Source organism: Bacillus sp. bc15 (assembly GCF_900142585.1).
Lineage (GTDB): Bacteria > Bacillota > Bacilli > Bacillales > Bacillaceae_G > Bacillus_A > Bacillus_A cereus.
Window position 1 is genome coordinate 187,123 of the sequence record NZ_FRBJ01000007.1, and the last position, 17,744, is coordinate 204,866.

A 17,744-nucleotide genomic window follows, 5' to 3' on the forward strand; every position below is an offset into this window, starting at 1 on the left:
TAACGATATTCAAAAAGGTAGCTGAATATGTATAAAAACAAAGAAAAGCAGAACATATAAAATGTTCCGCTCATAAACAATATCCTACTCCGACAATAATCCCTAATAAAGCACCAACTACTACTTCATACGGTGTATGCCCAACAAGTTCATTTAACTTCTTATATTCTGTTTCTCTACCGTGAAAAAACTCATTCAATATTTTTGCTTGTTTACTTACTGCAAGCCTTACTCCTGAAGCATCATACATAACAATAATGGCAAAAATAGTAGCAACCGCAAACATCGAGCTTTCCACACCTTCTACTACCCCAACTCCTGTAGCAAGTGCTGTAACAGTTGAAGCATGAGAACTCGGCATCCCACCTGAAGCGAAAAACTTTGCAAAATCAAATTCACCCGTTTTGACTAATTTAAAGACTACTTTCGTTAATTGTGCTAAAAACCATGAAATTACAGCGGCCATAAGCGGATCATTATGTAAAATTGTTTCCACGTTCTCAGCTCCCTACTAGCTATGATGGAAATCCTATATAGTATCAGTATAAAGAAAAATGCGTAGAAAATACTACGCATTATGATACTTTTGCTGATTTATTTTTTATAAATTTCGGTTGTTTCTGCACTAAAAACTTTGTCTTCGCTACCGAGAATACAAATAAAGCAACCCATATACAGAAAAATGCAATCATATGTGTAGATGTGAAATGTTCACCAAATACAAATACACCTAAAATTAAGCTAATTGTTGGCGCAATATATTGTAAAAATCCCACCATATAAAGCGGAATAAGTTGTGCTCCTTTTGCAAAATAAAATAGTGGTAATGCCGTTACAATACCTGCTCCTATTAAAAGTAACGTTGATAACATTGAAATAGATCCAAATGAGCCGAAACCATGTGCTCCTGTCATAACAAGATAAATGATTGCAAACGGCGTCACTAACATCGTTTCCATCGTAAGTCCAATTGTGGCATCATAGTTTAACAGTTTTTTCGTTAATCCGTATAATCCAAATGAAAAGGCAAGTGAAAGAGAAACCCACGGAATAGATCCGAAACGTACTGTTAAAATGACAACCCCTACTCCTGCTAAACCAACTGCAACATATTGCCAAAAGTTTAACTTTTCCTTTAAAACGACTGTACCAAGTAAAATACTAATAAGCGGATTAATATAATAGCCAAGACTCGCTTCAATAACATGATTATGATTAACGGCCCATATGTAAACAAACCAGTTTCCGCTAATCAAGACTGAAGCTATTGTTAATGACATTAATAATTTAGGTCGTTTAAAAAGATTCACAAATTCCCCAATAAACTGGCGAAACCTCTTCGTAACACCTAATACAAGTAACATAAAAACAAATGCCCAAACGATGCGGTGTGCTAATATTTCATCTGCTGGAACTTCCTCAACCCATTTCCAATAAATCGGTAGAATTCCCCACATCGTATAAGCACCAGCCGCATATAGTATCCCTTTTTTTTGCTCTGCTGATTGACTCCCCATCTTCCTTTTTCTCCTCTTCTCATTTTTTCTCCATTATACGGTCTCACATGCTCACTTTACCAATAATCAATCTGCATTTCTTTCGACATTTCTCATACAACGAATAATAAACATACCGTTATTACAACAAGTAACGGTATGCCGAAAACAAATTTCTTTTTATGAGTTTTATGATGAAACATATACATACCGATCCAAGCTCCAACTGCTCCCCCAGCTGCCGCTGATAAAAACAGCGTACTTTCTGGCGTTCTCCACTGTTTCTTCTTTGCTTTTCGTTTATCAAGCCCCATAAGGCTAAAAGCTATAACGTTAATAATAAGAAAATAAATCCATTTCATCGCTTTCTCTCCTTATGAAAAATTCGCTTAATGGTAACACGAAAAAACGCCGGAAACAACTGAAGAACTCTTTTTATCAAACTAGTTTCATTCCTTTTTCTTAATTAGTTACCTTCATATTTACAAAACCAACTAAAATCGCAATTAAAGCATTTAAATAGAAAAATGTTATGAGCAGAATCTTATATTTCATTACATTCACCCACTACCATATCATCAAAAAAACTGCTCTCAATCACTTTCTCCTCAAAATGAAGAACTACAATTAGCCCTACATATAAAGAAACCAAATTTAGAAACCATTCCCCATTCTCATCTTTCTTAGCTAAGCATTTAAATATCTCTTGAAATTGCATACGCTCGTCTGCAGCAACAATCGGACGCACACCAAAATATTTCAATACGAGATTCAGCTTCAACTGCACGGATAATGATAAAATATATTTTAATAGCTTCGTATACTCTGTACTATCTTTTTGACTATACAACTTCACAAGCTTTGGATGTAAATTCGAAATCGATAATTCCTCGTCAGTCACTCTAGTTACTTCTATCGTTTCAATCATCTTTTTCATATCCATCACATTCACCCCTTCTGAAAAAATTCTAAAGCCAAAGAGTACTTAATTCAAAATGTGCAATAATTGTGCGTTTCTCGTCTCTCGTTCTTCCTCACTGACTAAATCATACTTTTTTAGAAGGTGAAAAATATCATTTAATAATTTCTGCGAATGATTACCTTGTAAAAAACTCTTTAACTCTTTAAAGATCCCTTCAGGTAAAGAATTCTTTTGACTTTCGAGCTTATTCATCACATCTTCAATAGAATGATCAATGTTACACGCCATACTAAACTTCCCCCTCTATCCTCTATAAATAATATCCTCAGCTAACGATGTAAACACTTCTCCAACAAGAGAATCTTCATCATATACAGATGAACCGCTATTTTCTTCACGTTTTGCAAAAGGTACTTGTGCGATTACTTCTGTTTGCAATTGTTCTGCTAACATTTCGCCACCGCCTTTTCCGAAGAGATAATTTTTCGATCCATCTTGCTCTTCATAATAAGCCATATTTTCCACAATACCTAAAATCTCATGCTTCGTATGTTTTGCCATTACACCGACTCTTGAAGCAACGAATGAAGCTACATTGTGCGGAGTTGTAACAATTATTTCTTTCGCTTGCGGAATCATCGCTGCAACATCAATCGCAACATCTCCTGTACCTGGTGGTAAATCAAGTAATAAATAATCTAATTCTCCCCAGTGCGTATTCGCAAGGAAATTTTGAATCCATTTATTTAGCATCGGACCGCGCCACATAACTGGGTTATTTCCTTCTGTAAAAAATCCCATCGACATGATTTTAACACCGTGACTAATGACTGGAATTGCCGTTTGATCAATCATCGTTGGTTTCTTATTCGTTTCCATCATAGCTGGAATACTAAAACCATATATATCCGCATCTAATATCCCCACTTTTTTCCCCATACGAGCTAGTGCAGTTGCAAGATTAATTGTCACCGTTGATTTTCCAACTCCGCCTTTTCCGCTCGTTACAGTAATAAAACGTACTCCTGAATCCGTGCGAAGCATGCTCGGCATACCAGTTTCTGTTCTAGTATTTTTCTTTAACTTCTCTGTTAAAGCTGCACGTTCTTCTTGTGTCATAGAACCAAATGTTATCTCCACTTTAGAAGCACCAATTGCGTGAAGTGATTCTTCAATATCTTGTTGAATTTTTGCTTTTAACGGACAACCTTGGATTGTTAGTACTACTTCAAGTTTAACCTCTGTTCCGTTCATTTGTATATTTCTAACCATATTTAATTCTAAAACACTTTTGTGTAACTCTGGATCCTCTACATGTTTTAATGCATTCATTATTTGTTCTTGAGTAAGCATGGAACTCATCCCTTCTCTTATTCTAATTTATATACAACATCTTCTTGGCGCTTCATCTGGTGAAAAAGCTTATTACCCGCCGCTAACGGGCGGGATTAATGCGACTATATCTCCAGCCTTTATCATCTCTTCATTCATTACAAACTCCTCATTAACAGCCACCATTACTTTATCCAGCCATTGTAAACAATAGCTGACTTTGAGCCATTCTTTTAATTGCTGCACTGTCATTTCTTGCTTTTCTGAAATTACTAATCGATCCGATCCAACTTCCTCACTCAAATTTGCAAATAATAAAATTGTAATCATTTTCTCATTCTTCCTTCTTTGGTTTTCCTTCTGGATATGGTGTGTTTTCAAGTTGATCTCCAATCCACATCGTTCCATCTTCCCAAAATTCTTTTTTCCAAATTGGAACAATTCGTTTTATACGTTCAATCGCGTACTCATTCGCTTCATAAGCTACTTTACGATGCGGTGATGAAACTGCTATGACTACCGCAATATCCATTATTTCTAGCCGCCCTACACGGTGCGTAATTGCTACTTTTGCATCCGGCCATCTTTCACTAATCTCTTCACCAATTCTCATAAGTTGTTTTACTGCCATCGGTTTATATGCTTCATACTCTAAATGTAGCGTTCGTTTTCCTTTTGTTAATTCTCTCACCGTACCAATAAATGTTGTAATCGCACCTGCTTCCCTTCTTGCGACTTTATTCGTTACTTCTTCAACTAAAATCGGATTATCTACAATTTCAAATAGCGCTTGTCCCATTAGAACCACCTCTCACTTTATGAAATGTCCAAGGCCATTCACTACCTTCGTTATCTTCTAATAAAAGAACATCAACAAACATATCTTTTTTATATCCTCTTGTCCCGCCCGGCAATACGATAAACGCATTTGATTCTGCCAATGAAGAAACTGAGCTAGATTTATCAAACCCTGATGGATAAGCGATTAATTTCCCCTCATCATATTGCAATTTTGCTCGTACAAATCTTGTAAATGGATTCGGTTTTAGAAAATCTTCTCCTAATAACGCTTTTTCTCTTTTTAAATGTACTTTTTCACTAAACATATACGTCCGAATACACGGTCTTACGAATAATTCAAACCCTACATAACAAGCTGATGGATTTCCTGATAAACCAAATAATAACTTGCCATTTAATTGTGCTACAGTCGTAACACTTCCTGGTCGCATTGCAACTTTATTAAAAAGAACAGATGCACCTAACTTTTCGTAAATAGCTGGTAAATAATCATAATCTCCTACTGATACACCGCCCGTTGTAATTAACATATCTACTTGGCCAAGCGCTTCTTTCACAGCTGTAAAACACGTATTAAAATCATCACTAAACTTCCCAAAATATTTTACTCTGCCGCCCGCTCTTCGAATTTGAGACAATATCATATACGTATTACTGTTTCGGATTTTCCCTGGCTGTAATGAATCATCGACATCGAGCAATTCACTCCCAGTCGCTAACAGTCCAATTACAGGCTTTCTCGCAACTGGTACTTCACTATAACCGAATGTAGCAAGAAGAGCTGAAATACCTGGATTAATGTACGATCCTTTCTTTGCAAGAACCGTTCCTTTACGAGCATCTTCACCTTGAAAAGAAATATTGTCGCCCGTTTTGAATGATCGCTTCACTTCCATATAATTGTTGCCATTCTTCTCATATTGACGAGTCAGCTCTAACATAACAACCGCATCACAGCCATTCGGAATTTGTGCTCCCGTCATAATTCGAACTGCTTGAAACGGACCTACTTTCTCATGGAATAGCGATCCTGCACCAATTTCACCCACTACTTCAAATACAATTGGCGTTTCATAACTTGCTAAATTAGTATCTTCTGCTCGAATAGCAAATCCGTCATACGGCGAACGATTAAATGACGGTACATCATGGTCAGCTACTAAATCCTCTGCTAATATACGTCCATAAGCTAATTCAATTGGTAATAGCTCCTTTAAGCCTTTATCAGCAAATCCCATCACTTTACGAACAGCTTCTTCAACCGTAATTGGCACTCTTCTTTCCATTGTTGACACCCTCTCTATTAACCGAATACGCGATAATATAGTTGTTTCGCTTTCGAAATATCATTTGTACCATGAATAAAAACACGACCATCTCGAAAAACAACCACGCGGTAATCATCGAATTGGCAAGATAGTAAATACGGATTCCGATCTACTTTTCCCAGTTTTTGTAATACTTTTTCTATATCATCAAAATTGTATTTCCTATTGTCTACTGTTCTAATTTGAACTGTATTTCTTCCGCATAAAACAGCTGCTTTCGTTTGATTTTCGTATGATAAATAAGGATAAGTTCGATTCAAACCGCATGAGAGACAAGTGTCTGTTTTTATTTTCCCTAATTTTATAAAATGATTTTGATTACTCCATATATCAAACATGAAAAATGTTTTTCTAATTGCTGAGAAATCTCCCACTAAAATTTTGAGTGCTTCTGCCACTTGATATGCTGCGACGATTTGAACAGTCGGACTAATAATTCCAGCGGTATCACATGTCACACCTGTAACAGGAATATTTTTCAGCATACAATGTAAACACGGTGTCTCTTGCGGAATAATTGTATAACTCATACCATACGATCCAACGCAAGAACCATATACCCAAGGAATATTATGTTTTTGTGATAAATCATTTATTACAAATCGAATATCAAAATTATCTGTTGCATCAATGATTACATCTACATTTTTTAATAGACCTTCCATATTTTCTGAAGTTGCATCCATTACGAAAGCATGTATTTGTACTTCCGAATTAATTTGTTCTAACCGATTTTTTGCAGCAATTGCTTTCGGCATTTTCTCTCTCGCATCTTGTTCAGAGTACAATTGTTGCCTTTGTAAATTACTCCATTCAACGTAGTCACGATCAATAATCGTCAACTTGCCAACACCTGCACGTACGAAACTTTCGGCACTTGCACTTCCTAATGCGCCTGCCCCTACAATTAACACATTTTTATTTCGAATTTTTTCTTGTCCTTTACTCCCAATTGGTTTGAACAACTGTTGTCGTGAATACCGATCAGCCATTACATACCCTTCCTCTCAAGAACTCTATTTCATATTAGAATGTTGTTTCTGATAACAAGCAAAGTAAGCAAAACCAACAAACCCAGCTCCTCCAATTACATTCCCGATAAAAACAGGAACAAAATTTTTAGCCAAATCCATCCACGTTAGATGACCAGCAAAAATAACAGCGGAAATGACAAACATATTTGCTACTACTTGCTGAAATCCAATCACTACAAATGCCATAATTGGAATCCAAATTCCGATGATTTTTCCGACAAAATCACTCGTCCCGTAAGCGAGCCAAAGAGCAAGACAAACGAGCCAATTACAACCAATTGCTAAAATTAAAGTTCTTCCAAATGATTCATGTAACTTCCCTTCCGCTATCGCTACCGTTTTATTTAAATACTCTCCCTCTGTTAATCCGCCAAGATGCCCAAAGCAATACGCAACGAAAATTGCCCCAATAAAATTCATGAGAGTAATCCAAACCCAGTTATTCAGTACACTTATCAATGTAATTTTCTTTGCATAAAGCGCCATAGACAGTGACATCATATTTCCCGTAATTAATTCTCCTCCTGCTAATACTACGAGCATGAGTCCAACAGGAAATACTGCTCCTCCTAAAACATTCACTAGACTTCCCCAGCGCTCAGGTAAATTCCCTAAAACTCGAATGTTAAGTAAAAAACCTATCGCAATAAACGCTCCTCCTAAAAAACCGAGAATAAGCATCGCTGGCAATGTCTGTCTTACTTTTTGAACACCGGCCTCAATGACAAGCTCAGCAATTTGTTCCGGCTTATGAAATGCCATTACCCATTCCTCCATTTTCTCCAAATAAAAAAGCAGCTTCAAAAAACCTCCTCAAATAAAGGTTTTTGAATGCTGCTTAATTTCTCTGCACATCTTTTACATAGATATCAATCATCACTTTTACTATAAAATAGAAAATCCACAACTCTTGTAAATTTTCCATTTTTCACTATGAAGCTAGCTTTATATATTAACCACCGATATGTGACATTTCAATTTTAGGTATTGCTTTCTTATTTGTATGATTTAAGCGTTCATCTGAATAACGATCTTCCCTATTATTCCATATATCGCGTACTACATCTGTAATGTCCTCATCTGTATGTTCAGAACGAAGCAATTCTCTTAAATCATTTCCTTTAGAAGCAAATAAGCAAGTATATAATTTTCCTTCTGCAGAAATACGAGCTCTCGTACATGATGAGCAAAAAGAATCTGTTACTGATGAAATAATACCTATTTCCTCATCGCTTCCTATATAACGATACCTAGTAGCCACTTCACCAGAATAATTTGCTTCTATCCGTTCTAACGGCATAACTTGATGAATCGTATCTACTATTTCTTGTTTGGAAATAACTTCACCTAACTCCCAGCCATTATAATTCCCAACATCCATATACTCAATAAACCGAAGAATATGCTTATTTTCTTTAAAGTATTGCGCCATCTGCAAAATATCTTGTTCATTTTTCCCTTTTTGAACGACCATATTTATTTTAATTTTCATACCAACTTCAGCAGCAGCCTGTATTCCTTCCAGAACCCTTTGCACTTTGCTCCTATTACCATTTAAATAGAAAAACCGATCTTCTTCCAAGGAATCTAAGCTAACTGTTACACGTGATAGTCCCGCCTTATATAAATCAGGAGCAAACTTTTTAAGTAACGATCCATTGGTTGTTAAACCGATATCTTCTACACCATCAATTTTATTAAGGCGGTCAATAAGCTTTGGAAGACCTCTTCGAAGTAACGGTTCTCCGCCCGTAATTCGTAACTTTCTTACACCTAAAGAAACAAAAATACGTGTTATCCTTTCAATTTCATCAAAAGATAAAATTTTATCATTAGACAAAAACGAGTAATCAGGACCAAATATTTCTTCTGGCATACAATATCGGCAGCGAAAATTACAGCGATCAGTAACTGAAATACGTAAATCCTTTAACGGACGTTGCAACTTGTCTAATGTAACTGATTTCATCTTCATTGCCTCACTTTTATTTTATATTTAAAACACGTTCTGGATGGGTATATACATTTAAGGAGTGATTACGAATAAACCCTATTGTCGTAATACCTAAATCTTCCGCTAGTTGCAAAGCTAACTCAGTTGGAGCTGATTTTGATAGTATAATTTCACAACCGATTTTTGCAACTTTCAATAATATTTCCGAAGAAATACGACCACTAAAAACAATGATTTTATCTTTTATAGAAATATCGTTTCTTAAACAATAACCGTAAATTTTGTCTAGTGCATTATGCCTACCAATATCCATTCGGCTTAAAATAATACCATTCACATCACATAAAGCTGCATTATGAACCCCGCCAGTATGATGAAACGTATCCGCAGATTGCTGCATTTCTTTCATTAACCGAAAACAATCCTCTGCCGCAACCTGTACATGGACACCCTTCATTTTTTTTGCACTTAGTGCATCATTAGCAAAAACAAACCCTTGCCTACTCATACCACAACAAGACGTAATATATCGTTTATTTTGCATTTGTTCATAATACGGATTTACTTTTGTCGTTGTTACATGTACAAATCCTTCTTTCTCCTGCATCCATATGCTATCAATATCTTCATACTTCCGAATGATTCCTTCAGACGCCAAGAAGCCTATTACCATATCTTCTATATATTCTGGAGTACTAACCATTGTAACAAACTCCTGTCCGTTCATTTTAATGGTAACAGGAAACTCTGTTACAATGCTGTCCTCTATATGCTTAAACGCCCCTTGTTCATAACGAAAGATTTCTCTTTCTACCTGTATCGGTTTCACGATCAGTATCCTTCTCTCACGTTATATTTTTATCGAAAACAAATACCGAAACTGCAATATCTTCTTCTACTTTCATATCTGAAAACAAATTCACTAATTTTGCTCCAACAAGTTCCTCCAAATGTTCACGGGAATTCGCAGCATACACTTCTTGAATCATTTTCGTTCTAGCCATATGAACCATTTCCGCACCGTCCATCGTACTTGAAATAAATTTTTCAGTAGGTGTTAAGTTTCCATAAAGAGTCGCTATAGCCATATTTTCCGCAAAAACAGTATGAATTCGTTCTGGTCCTTTTCCGAAAAGTTCCTTTCGAAGTTTTCGGATCATATCATTAAATTCATGTACTTTTTTTGACATACAATTATACCTCCCAAAAGCCTCATTTTACTTTATTATATATTTTACCAAAATGAGCCTTCCGCCCAAACTATTTCCTACAAATATTTGGGCGGAAAGGTTCACTTCATGAAGTTTATTCGTCTTTTAACCCTTTCCCCATTCCTTTTAAGAAATGAAGCCCAAACCCGATAGCGCGGTTAATATCTGGGTCTTTCAATACTTTCATAAGATCGAATACCCCTACTTTTTTATTACTTTCTAGATGTTCATTACCTTCTTCTAGCCCGACTAATAAACTACCTATAAGCTTTTTCGTAAGTTCTGGGTCAAGTTCAGTTAACGCACCTGCAGCACCCATCATATTATTAATTAAATTTGTAACAGGCTCACGAGTTACTTGACCTAGAACAATCTTTGCAATTGGTTCTTTCGCTTTCAGCATAGAATTTGCAGCTTCTAGCATTCCAATGTCATTTAATTCCCCTACTATATTAAACATCTGATTTAGAGCTTCTTCATTATTTGTTAAAAGCTCCTTTAAATCATCTAATTTTTGCTGTTTTATTTCTTCCTCAGTTAATTCTTGTTTTTGAATCATTTTTATAGGTGCAGCCATAGTTTTCTCCTCCTACTTATCCGTTAAATGCACATACCCTGGACGTGCCCACTTACGATGTACCTCAATTCCAGCTTGAGGGTGACGTTTTTTATTGCGTGGGTTCGCTTTTGGCATCGGATTTTCGCCATCAACTTCTAACACTTCCATACGCACTTTCGTTTGTTTATACGCAGGTGTATTCGTACGTACATCCACAGCAGGACCTGTTAAGAAATTAATTGCCGTTTCGTTATCTGTAGAGTTCATCGGTAAATATAACTCATTCGCTTTTACACGATCTGTAACGAGTGCACGTAATTTTAATGCTCCAAAAGGAGAGACAAGACGAACTAACGAACCTGTTTTTACGCCACGTTCTTTTGCAAGGTCTGGAGAGACTTCAACGAAAACACCAGGTACTTTCGTTTGAATACCTGTTGATTTATTTGTCATATTCCCTTCATGGAAATGCTCAAGCATACGACCGTTGTTAATGTGAAGGTCGAACTCAGCTGGAAATTCAGCTGGACGTATCCAGTCAGCAATCGCAAAACGAGCTTTTTTATCTGGGAAGTTAAATCCATCTTGGAACAGAAGTGGTGTATTGGTTCCATCAAAACTTCCCCAATGGAAACTGTTCCATCCTTCAAGCACTTCATAGTTCGCTTGCGAGAATAATGGTGATAAACTTGCCATTTCAGCAAAGATTTCACTTGGGTGGCTATAATTCCAGTTTGCCCCTAGTTTATTCGCAACCTCCTGGACGATCCACCAGTCTGGTTTCGCATCTCCTAGCGTAGGAAGAACTTGATATAATCTTTGGACACGGCGCTCTGTATTTGTGAAAGTACCTTCTTTCTCAAGAGATGGCGCTGCTGGTAATACAACATCTGCATATTGAGCAGTTTTAGAAAGGAAAACATCTTGCACAACGAAGAAATCAAGGCTCGACAACACTTCATGTACATGATTTGCATTAGAATCTACAAGAGCCATATCTTCTCCGACAAGATACATTGCTTTCATTTTTCCTTCGTCAATTGCGTGAAGCATTTCAATATTATTAAGACCTGGTTCACTATCAATTTTCACTCCGTAAGCAGTTTCAAATTTCGCACGTTCCATTTCGTTAGTAACGTGCTGATATCCTGGAAGCCATCCTGGTAAAGTACCCATATCACAAGCACCTTGTACGTTATTGTGACCTCGAAGTGGGTATGCACCTGCTCCTGGACGACGATAGTTCCCTGTTGCAAGAAGTAAGTTTGAAATTGCAGCGGAAGTATCAGAACCACCTGTATTTTGCGTTACCCCCATACCCCAAAGGATACATGTACCATCTGCATCACGAATCATTTCAGCCATTTGAATAAGTGTTTCTTTTGAAATACCTGTTACTTCTTCTGCATATGCAAGTGTATATTCTTCTAGACTTTCTTTGAAATCTTCAAAGAAGTTTACATTCTCATTAATAAATTCCTGATCATGCCAACCTCGATCAATCATATATTTTGTAACAGCCATTAACCAAACTTGATCTGTTCCTTGTTTTGGACTAATAAAGACATCTGATCGCTCTGCCATTTCTGTTTTACGAAGATCAGCTACAATTAACTTTTGTCCGTGTAATTTATGTGCACGTTTAATACGTGTAGCTAAAACAGGATGACCTTCTGTCGGATTACATCCTACAATAATAACAAGACCAGATTGCGCAATATCTTTAATCGTTCCTGCATCACCGCCCATACCAATTGTACGGAACAAACCATCCGTTGCTGGTGATTGGCAATAACGTGAGCAGTTATCAATATTATTCGTTCCAAATACTTGTCGAGCTAATTTTTGAATTACATAATTATCTTCATTTGTAATTTTAGAGGAAGAAATAAATCCGATAGAATCTTTACCGTACTCTTCTTTAATAGTACCTAATTTATTTGCAACTACATTCAGTGCTTCTTCCCATGTAGATTCAACAAACGTTCCATTTTTACGAATTAAAGGTTTTGTAATTCGTTCTTTAGAATTTACGAAATCCCAACCAAATTTCCCTTTTACACAAGTGGAAATTGCGTTAACTGGTGCATCTGAAGATGGCTGTACTTTAAGGATTTTACGCCCCTTCGTCCACACTTCAAACGAACAACCTACACCACAAAATGTACATACTGTTTTCGTTTTCTTCGTACGAGTATCACGCATGGCCGCTTCCACTTCTGATACCGCAAAAATACCGCTATATCCAGGCTCAACTTCTTTAATTAAATCTACCATCGGTTCAAGAATATCTGGTTTTAATCCCGTCATAAATCCAGCTTCACCGAGCATCGTTTTCTCCATTAAAGCGTTACAAGGGCAAATCGTTACACATTGACCACAGCTAACGCATGAAGAATCATTAATATTTACTCCTTCATCCCAAATAACTCGTGGACGTTCCGCTTCCCAGTCTATCGATAACGTTTCATTTACTTGTAAGTTTTGACACACCTCAACGCATTGACCGCATGCAATACATTGATTAGGGTCATAGCGATAAAACGGATGCGTCATATCAACTTCACTTACATCTACTTTCGGTTCATAAGGATATTTTTGATGTTCAATTTCCATTAATTCTGCTGTATTATGCAGTTTACAGTTCCCATTGTTGTTGTCACATACTGTACAGTATAATAAATGATTTTCTAGTAACCGATCCATCGCCTCTGTTTGTGCTTCTTTTGCGCGAACAGAAGCACGCTCAACGTTCATACCTTCCGTTGCTATCGTCGAACAAGAACGCATTAACTTTCCGTCAACTTCTACAATACAAGTGTCACATGTTTGAATAGGATCTACTTCCGGCACGTAACAAATTTGCGGATGTTCAATCCCGTTCTCATTAATAACACCCAATATCGTTGAACCAGGCTCCGCTGTATACTTTTTTCCGTCAATTGTAATATGAACCATGTTGTCATTCATGGTCTTTCCCCCTTTTTGAGAATAAAAAAACTCCACCACGAAAATATACGCACCACATTTTGGGCACGCTATCATCATGGTGGAGTAGTTTATTAGCACATCTTGCTAAAATACCAATCCATTTATTCATAAATAAAACGATAGATTCATAACAGGTCATATCACGATTCCATCTTTAACACTATAATTATAGCGTTAAATGTACAAATATACAATATAAATTTTAAACTGCGCATATGTCTGTATGTAACTATCCATAATAACCCATATAAAGTTCAACGAGGAATAAGGTGAATATATGGGATCTTTTCGAAAATGGATAAGGGGCGAAAAATCTTTCTCTACACATGAGCAATCTGAAACTGTATTAAATAAAGAAATTTCTTCCTCCATGCCGCTTAATCTTAAACACTTATCCAAATTATTTAGTGGTATTCCAGAATTAATTACACGCACTTTCCCGTTAAAAAACGGAAAAGAAGCTGCTCTTATATATATGGAAGGACTTGTAGATAAAACTGTTATTAATGTAGATATTCTTCGTCCTCTCTTATTTAAAGAATGGAATGAAGATGATTTTTGGGAATCTTCTGTTTCTATAGGGAATATTAAAAAAGTTCAGAAGTGGATAGACATTGAGCAATCTCTCTTACATGGCAAAAGTATTTTATTTATAAACGGGCAATTATCAGCTTTAGAACTAGATACGCAAGCGGCGCCAAAAAGGAGTATTGAAGAACCTACAACAGAGACTTCCATAAAAAGCTCACACGAAGGATTTAATGAAGTGGCAAGTGATAGTATCGCACTTATTCGTCGCTATATTCCAAATCGCGAATTAAAAGTGAAGGAATTCACTGTTGGCGAACGAGCAACCTCTAAAGTTTTTTTACTTTATCTTGCAGATGTTGCAAACGAAGATGTTGTACAAGATATGGCCTGCCGCATTGAATCAATCAAAGTAGATGCTATTCTTACTACCGGTGAATTAGAAGGGTTTGTTGAAGATAATTCCTATACTCTCTTCCCACAATTGTCTATCACTGAACGTCCTGACACAACGGCACATCATATTTTGAATGGGCGAATTGCTGTTGTTGTAGATCGCTCACCAGGCGTATTAATAGGACCGATGACCTTTTCATCCTTTTTCCAGACGATAGATGATTACAGCTTCAGACCTATGATTCCATCTTTTATACGACTCCTTCGTTTCACTGGGTTATTTATTGCAATATTTGCTCCTGCTCTTTATATTGCTATGATTTCCTTCCATTATGAAGTGATTCCGCTCAAATTGTTGTTAACGATTGGAGAATCTCGAGCCAAAATTCCTTTTCCCCCCATATTAGAAGCTTTATTAATGGAATTAGTTCTCGAAATGCTCCGAGAAGCAGCGATTCGGCTTCCTGGGCCTGTTGGACAAACAATCGGCGTCGTAGGAGGAATTGTAATTGGACAAGCTGCGGTTCAAGCTGGGATTGTTAGTAACGTTATGGTTATCGTCGTATCAATTACTGCGGTTGCCTCTTTCATTATTCCTAACTTAGAAATGTCAGCAGGAATTCGGCTTCTTCGATTCCCAATGATGATAGCTGCCTCTTTATTTGGCGTCATTGGAATTATGGTTGGAATGGCAATCATTATCATCCATATTCTTTCTATGGAATCACTTGGTGTGCCATATGGTAGTCCTTTTTCTCCGTCATATGCTTCGGATTTAAAAGATACCCTTGTACGTTTCCCCTGGAAGATTATGAAGAAACGGCCACTATCTCTACAATTAAAACAAGATAACCGGCAAAGAGATGTTGAGGAAAAGGAGGAGAATAAGTGACAAAACGTGCAAAGAGGGAAATCACCTTATTTCAATACATTTTAACTATTAGTGGTGTTCAAGTCGGATTCGGCGTACTTACACTCCCGCGTGAAGTTGCACAAGGAGCGAATACAGATGGCTGGATGTCTATTATTATCGGATGTGTCATTACTACTTTAGTCAGTCTATGTATTGTAAAAATCATGGAAAAACATCCAGGATATACTTTACTTGATGTGCTGATACGCTATCTTGGAAAATGGCTAGGAAGAGTAGTAATGATTTTTTGGATTTTATATGCTGTACTCGCAGCTGTTTCCTTAATTTTTTCCCTCTTATACGTTATTCATATTTGGATTTTACCTAGATCTCCTATGTCTTTAATTATGATTTTGCTATCTATTCCAATGCTTATGCTTGCATGTAAAGGAGCACTTATTATTAGTCGTTTTGCTGTTTTCACTGTCATCTTTACACTTTGGATGCCATTATTATTATTTATTCCTCTTAAAGATGGGCATTTTATATATCTTCTTCCTCTTATCAAGGAAGGATGGCTACCAATTATAAACACCGTAAAATCAACTATCATTGCGTTTCTCGGATTCGAGTTTGCGTTTGTCCTTTATCCTTATTTAACTAACAAAGCATCTGCAAAAAAAGGAATTGTTATTGCAAATTTGATTACGTTATTTATTTATCTTCAAATCACGTTCGTTTCTTTTATTTATTTTAGTCCAGATGGTATAACAAAGTTTTTATGGCCAACTCTTTCTCTTGTTACACCGTTTCATTTCTCATTTCTTGAGCGGTTTGAAATTATCTTTTTGTCATTTTATCTCTTTATTATTTTTGATTCCTGTATTCCTTATATTTTTACTGCTTCAGATGGTATTAATCAATTACTTAACAAAAAAGGCAGTTCATTACCTATTTATTTTTTATTATTCGGGTGTATTTTCATCTTATTCTTTTATATCCCTTCTTCTTATCAGATAAGTTCGTTGCGGGAATTTTGGGGAACTGCTAGTTATTTTATCGTTTTTCTATTCCCAGTTGTATTTCTCTTATACATGACACTTTATCAGCATTGGAAAAGGAGAAAAGTTTAAATGAGACGCTTTATTCATTTTATTATATTTTGTTTTCTCATAATTTTTTTAGCAGGTTGTGAAGATCGGCTTGATTTAGAAAAACAATCCATCTCATTAATTTACAGTTTTGACGCAAAAGCAAAAGGAAAATTAATTGTGTATCACGTAAACCCTATTTTCAATGAAGATGTAGAGAAAAAGTACGAAATTCATGAAGCGAAAGTACATACACCCCGAGAAGCAAAAGATACGTTTAACAGTTCAAGCAGCGGTTTAGTGTCCACAGAAAAGTTACAGCTTATATTGTTTAGCACGAATTTTTTAAAACAAGAAGGAGCTATGCCTTATCTGGATGTTTGGTATCGCGACCCTAAAAATACAGGGAATATGCGCATGGTTGCAGTAGATGGCCCCATTTCTTCTGTTATATATAATAATTTCAAAGATAAGCCTGCTCTTCCTGAATATTTAACAGATTTAATTAATACGAACAAACTATACAATCGGACCGTGTTTACGACATTCCATGAATTTCATAGACAAACTTTTAATAAAGGCGTAACTCCTGCTATTTCAGAAATAAAAAAAGGGAAGAAAGATGTTATTGTTACCGGTTCGGCACTATTAACCTCTCGTGGAACTTATAAGATGTCTTTAAATCGCTACGAAAGTGCCCTTCTTCTTATGGTGCAAAAGAAAGCTAATATACCCGTTTCACTTACAATGAAAATCCCCTCTAATTTAGTTGAAAGTAATAGCCATCTAAAAGATACAAAAGGCGACGATTTTATAACAATAAATGTTCTTAGTATGAGTCATGATATCGGTACAGACTATAGCGATAACCGCTTCAAATTTAATATTAAAATGGATTTAAAAATTGCCGTATCTGAACTTACATTCAACATGGATATAGAAAATGATAGAAAAAAATTAACTTCTCTTATTACAAAACAACTAAACAATGATTTAAACGATTTAATCCACAAAATTCAAAAACAGCAGCTTGATCCATTCGGATTTGGTGATTATGCGAGAGCGTTTCAATATGAAGAATGGAAACAAGTTGAAGATGATTGGCCAAGTTCCTTTTCAAAAGCTAATGTGAAAGTGGCACCAACTATTAAAATTTTAGAAAATGGGATTATTAAATAGAAAAAACACGCTACTTGTTCTTATATGAATAAGTAGCGTGTTTTCATTTCCATTACAAGTATTATTTCA

General features: G+C 36.1%; 19 protein-coding genes. 3 read left to right on the forward strand and 16 right to left on the reverse strand.

Going from position 1 to position 17,744, the window contains the following annotated elements; translation table 11 throughout:
* Positions 1 to 70: 70 nt before the first annotated feature.
* From BUA87_RS21480 to fdhF, 16 genes are all read right to left on the reverse strand, one after another.
* Positions 71 to 496, reverse strand: a complete 426-nt coding sequence (locus BUA87_RS21480; RefSeq protein ID WP_000447821.1) for a divergent PAP2 family protein — start codon at positions 494 to 496, stop codon at positions 71 to 73.
* A gap of 79 nt (positions 497 to 575) precedes the next feature.
* On the reverse strand, positions 576 to 1,517 hold the full coding sequence (gene rarD, locus BUA87_RS21485; RefSeq protein WP_000535541.1) for an EamA family transporter RarD: 942 nt from the start codon (positions 1,515 to 1,517) through the stop codon (positions 576 to 578).
* Between the two features lie 92 nt (positions 1,518 to 1,609).
* Positions 1,610 to 1,858: a DUF1294 domain-containing protein gene (locus BUA87_RS21490; RefSeq protein ID WP_000871349.1), complete on the reverse strand. Its 249-nt coding sequence runs from the start codon at positions 1,856 to 1,858 to the stop codon at positions 1,610 to 1,612.
* A gap of 182 nt (positions 1,859 to 2,040) precedes the next feature.
* Entirely contained in the window at positions 2,041 to 2,439 is a 399-nt protein-coding gene (locus BUA87_RS21495; RefSeq protein ID WP_000367304.1) for a hypothetical protein, read from the reverse strand.
* A 42-nt stretch (positions 2,440 to 2,481) separates the two neighbouring features.
* Positions 2,482 to 2,706, reverse strand: a complete 225-nt coding sequence (locus BUA87_RS21500; RefSeq protein ID WP_000752378.1) for a hypothetical protein — start codon at positions 2,704 to 2,706, stop codon at positions 2,482 to 2,484.
* 15 nt (positions 2,707 to 2,721) lie between these two features.
* Positions 2,722 to 3,771: a P-loop NTPase gene (locus tag BUA87_RS21505; RefSeq protein ID WP_071714650.1), complete on the reverse strand. Its 1,050-nt coding sequence runs from the start codon at positions 3,769 to 3,771 to the stop codon at positions 2,722 to 2,724.
* Between the two features lie 72 nt (positions 3,772 to 3,843).
* The gene (gene moaD / locus BUA87_RS21510) at positions 3,844 to 4,080 is read right to left on the reverse strand and encodes a molybdopterin converting factor subunit 1 (RefSeq protein ID WP_071714651.1); all 237 of its coding nucleotides are present in this window, start codon (positions 4,078 to 4,080) and stop codon (positions 3,844 to 3,846) included.
* Positions 4,081 to 4,084: 4 nt separating this feature from the next.
* Positions 4,085 to 4,549, reverse strand: a complete 465-nt coding sequence (gene moaE / locus BUA87_RS21515) for a molybdopterin synthase catalytic subunit MoaE (RefSeq protein ID WP_065229179.1) — start codon at positions 4,547 to 4,549, stop codon at positions 4,085 to 4,087.
* Positions 4,530 to 5,837, reverse strand: a complete 1,308-nt coding sequence (glp, locus tag BUA87_RS21520; protein ID WP_000442198.1) for a molybdopterin molybdotransferase MoeA — start codon at positions 5,835 to 5,837, stop codon at positions 4,530 to 4,532. The genes moaE and glp overlap by 20 nt, the downstream gene beginning before the upstream one ends.
* Before the next feature lie 17 nt (positions 5,838 to 5,854).
* Entirely contained in the window at positions 5,855 to 6,871 is a 1,017-nt protein-coding gene (locus tag BUA87_RS21525) for a molybdopterin-synthase adenylyltransferase MoeB (RefSeq protein ID WP_072940759.1), read from the reverse strand.
* 24 nt (positions 6,872 to 6,895) lie between these two features.
* Positions 6,896 to 7,675: a formate channel gene (locus BUA87_RS21530; RefSeq protein ID WP_000863998.1), complete on the reverse strand. Its 780-nt coding sequence runs from the start codon at positions 7,673 to 7,675 to the stop codon at positions 6,896 to 6,898.
* A gap of 190 nt (positions 7,676 to 7,865) precedes the next feature.
* Positions 7,866 to 8,882 carry a GTP 3',8-cyclase MoaA gene (gene moaA / locus BUA87_RS21535; protein ID WP_072940762.1) on the reverse strand — a complete coding sequence of 339 codons (1,017 nt, stop codon included), beginning with the start codon at positions 8,880 to 8,882 and terminating at the stop codon, positions 7,866 to 7,868.
* 16 nt (positions 8,883 to 8,898) lie between these two features.
* Complete coding sequence (gene fdhD / locus BUA87_RS21540; RefSeq protein ID WP_063548306.1) at positions 8,899 to 9,696, reverse strand: formate dehydrogenase accessory sulfurtransferase FdhD; 798 nt, start codon at positions 9,694 to 9,696, stop codon at positions 8,899 to 8,901.
* A gap of 16 nt (positions 9,697 to 9,712) precedes the next feature.
* Entirely contained in the window at positions 9,713 to 10,057 is a 345-nt protein-coding gene (locus BUA87_RS21545) for a Na-translocating system protein MpsC family protein (protein ID WP_000039582.1), read from the reverse strand.
* A 115-nt stretch (positions 10,058 to 10,172) separates the two neighbouring features.
* Positions 10,173 to 10,655, reverse strand: coding sequence for a helical membrane plugin domain-containing protein (locus BUA87_RS21550; protein WP_000729897.1), 483 nt, complete (start codon positions 10,653 to 10,655; stop codon positions 10,173 to 10,175).
* Between the two features lie 12 nt (positions 10,656 to 10,667).
* The gene (gene fdhF / locus BUA87_RS21555; protein WP_072940765.1) at positions 10,668 to 13,607 is read right to left on the reverse strand and encodes a formate dehydrogenase subunit alpha; all 2,940 of its coding nucleotides are present in this window, start codon (positions 13,605 to 13,607) and stop codon (positions 10,668 to 10,670) included.
* Between the two features lie 298 nt (positions 13,608 to 13,905).
* Here fdhF and BUA87_RS21560 point away from each other — a divergent pair, with 298 nt between their 5' ends.
* From BUA87_RS21560 to BUA87_RS21570, 3 genes are read left to right on the forward strand one after another with little or no spacing between them, the layout of a single operon-like run.
* Positions 13,906 to 15,444, forward strand: coding sequence for a spore germination protein (locus BUA87_RS21560; protein ID WP_000534547.1), 1,539 nt, complete (start codon positions 13,906 to 13,908; stop codon positions 15,442 to 15,444).
* Positions 15,441 to 16,538 (forward strand): endospore germination permease, encoded by a 1,098-nt coding sequence (locus BUA87_RS21565; protein ID WP_000166524.1) that lies wholly within the window; start codon positions 15,441 to 15,443, stop codon positions 16,536 to 16,538. Before BUA87_RS21560 ends, BUA87_RS21565 begins: the two co-directional genes overlap by 4 nt.
* A complete protein-coding gene (locus tag BUA87_RS21570; protein WP_072940768.1) occupies positions 16,539 to 17,675 on the forward strand; it encodes a Ger(x)C family spore germination protein in 1,137 nt (378 codons plus the stop codon).
* The last annotated feature ends 69 nt before the right edge of the window (positions 17,676 to 17,744 follow it).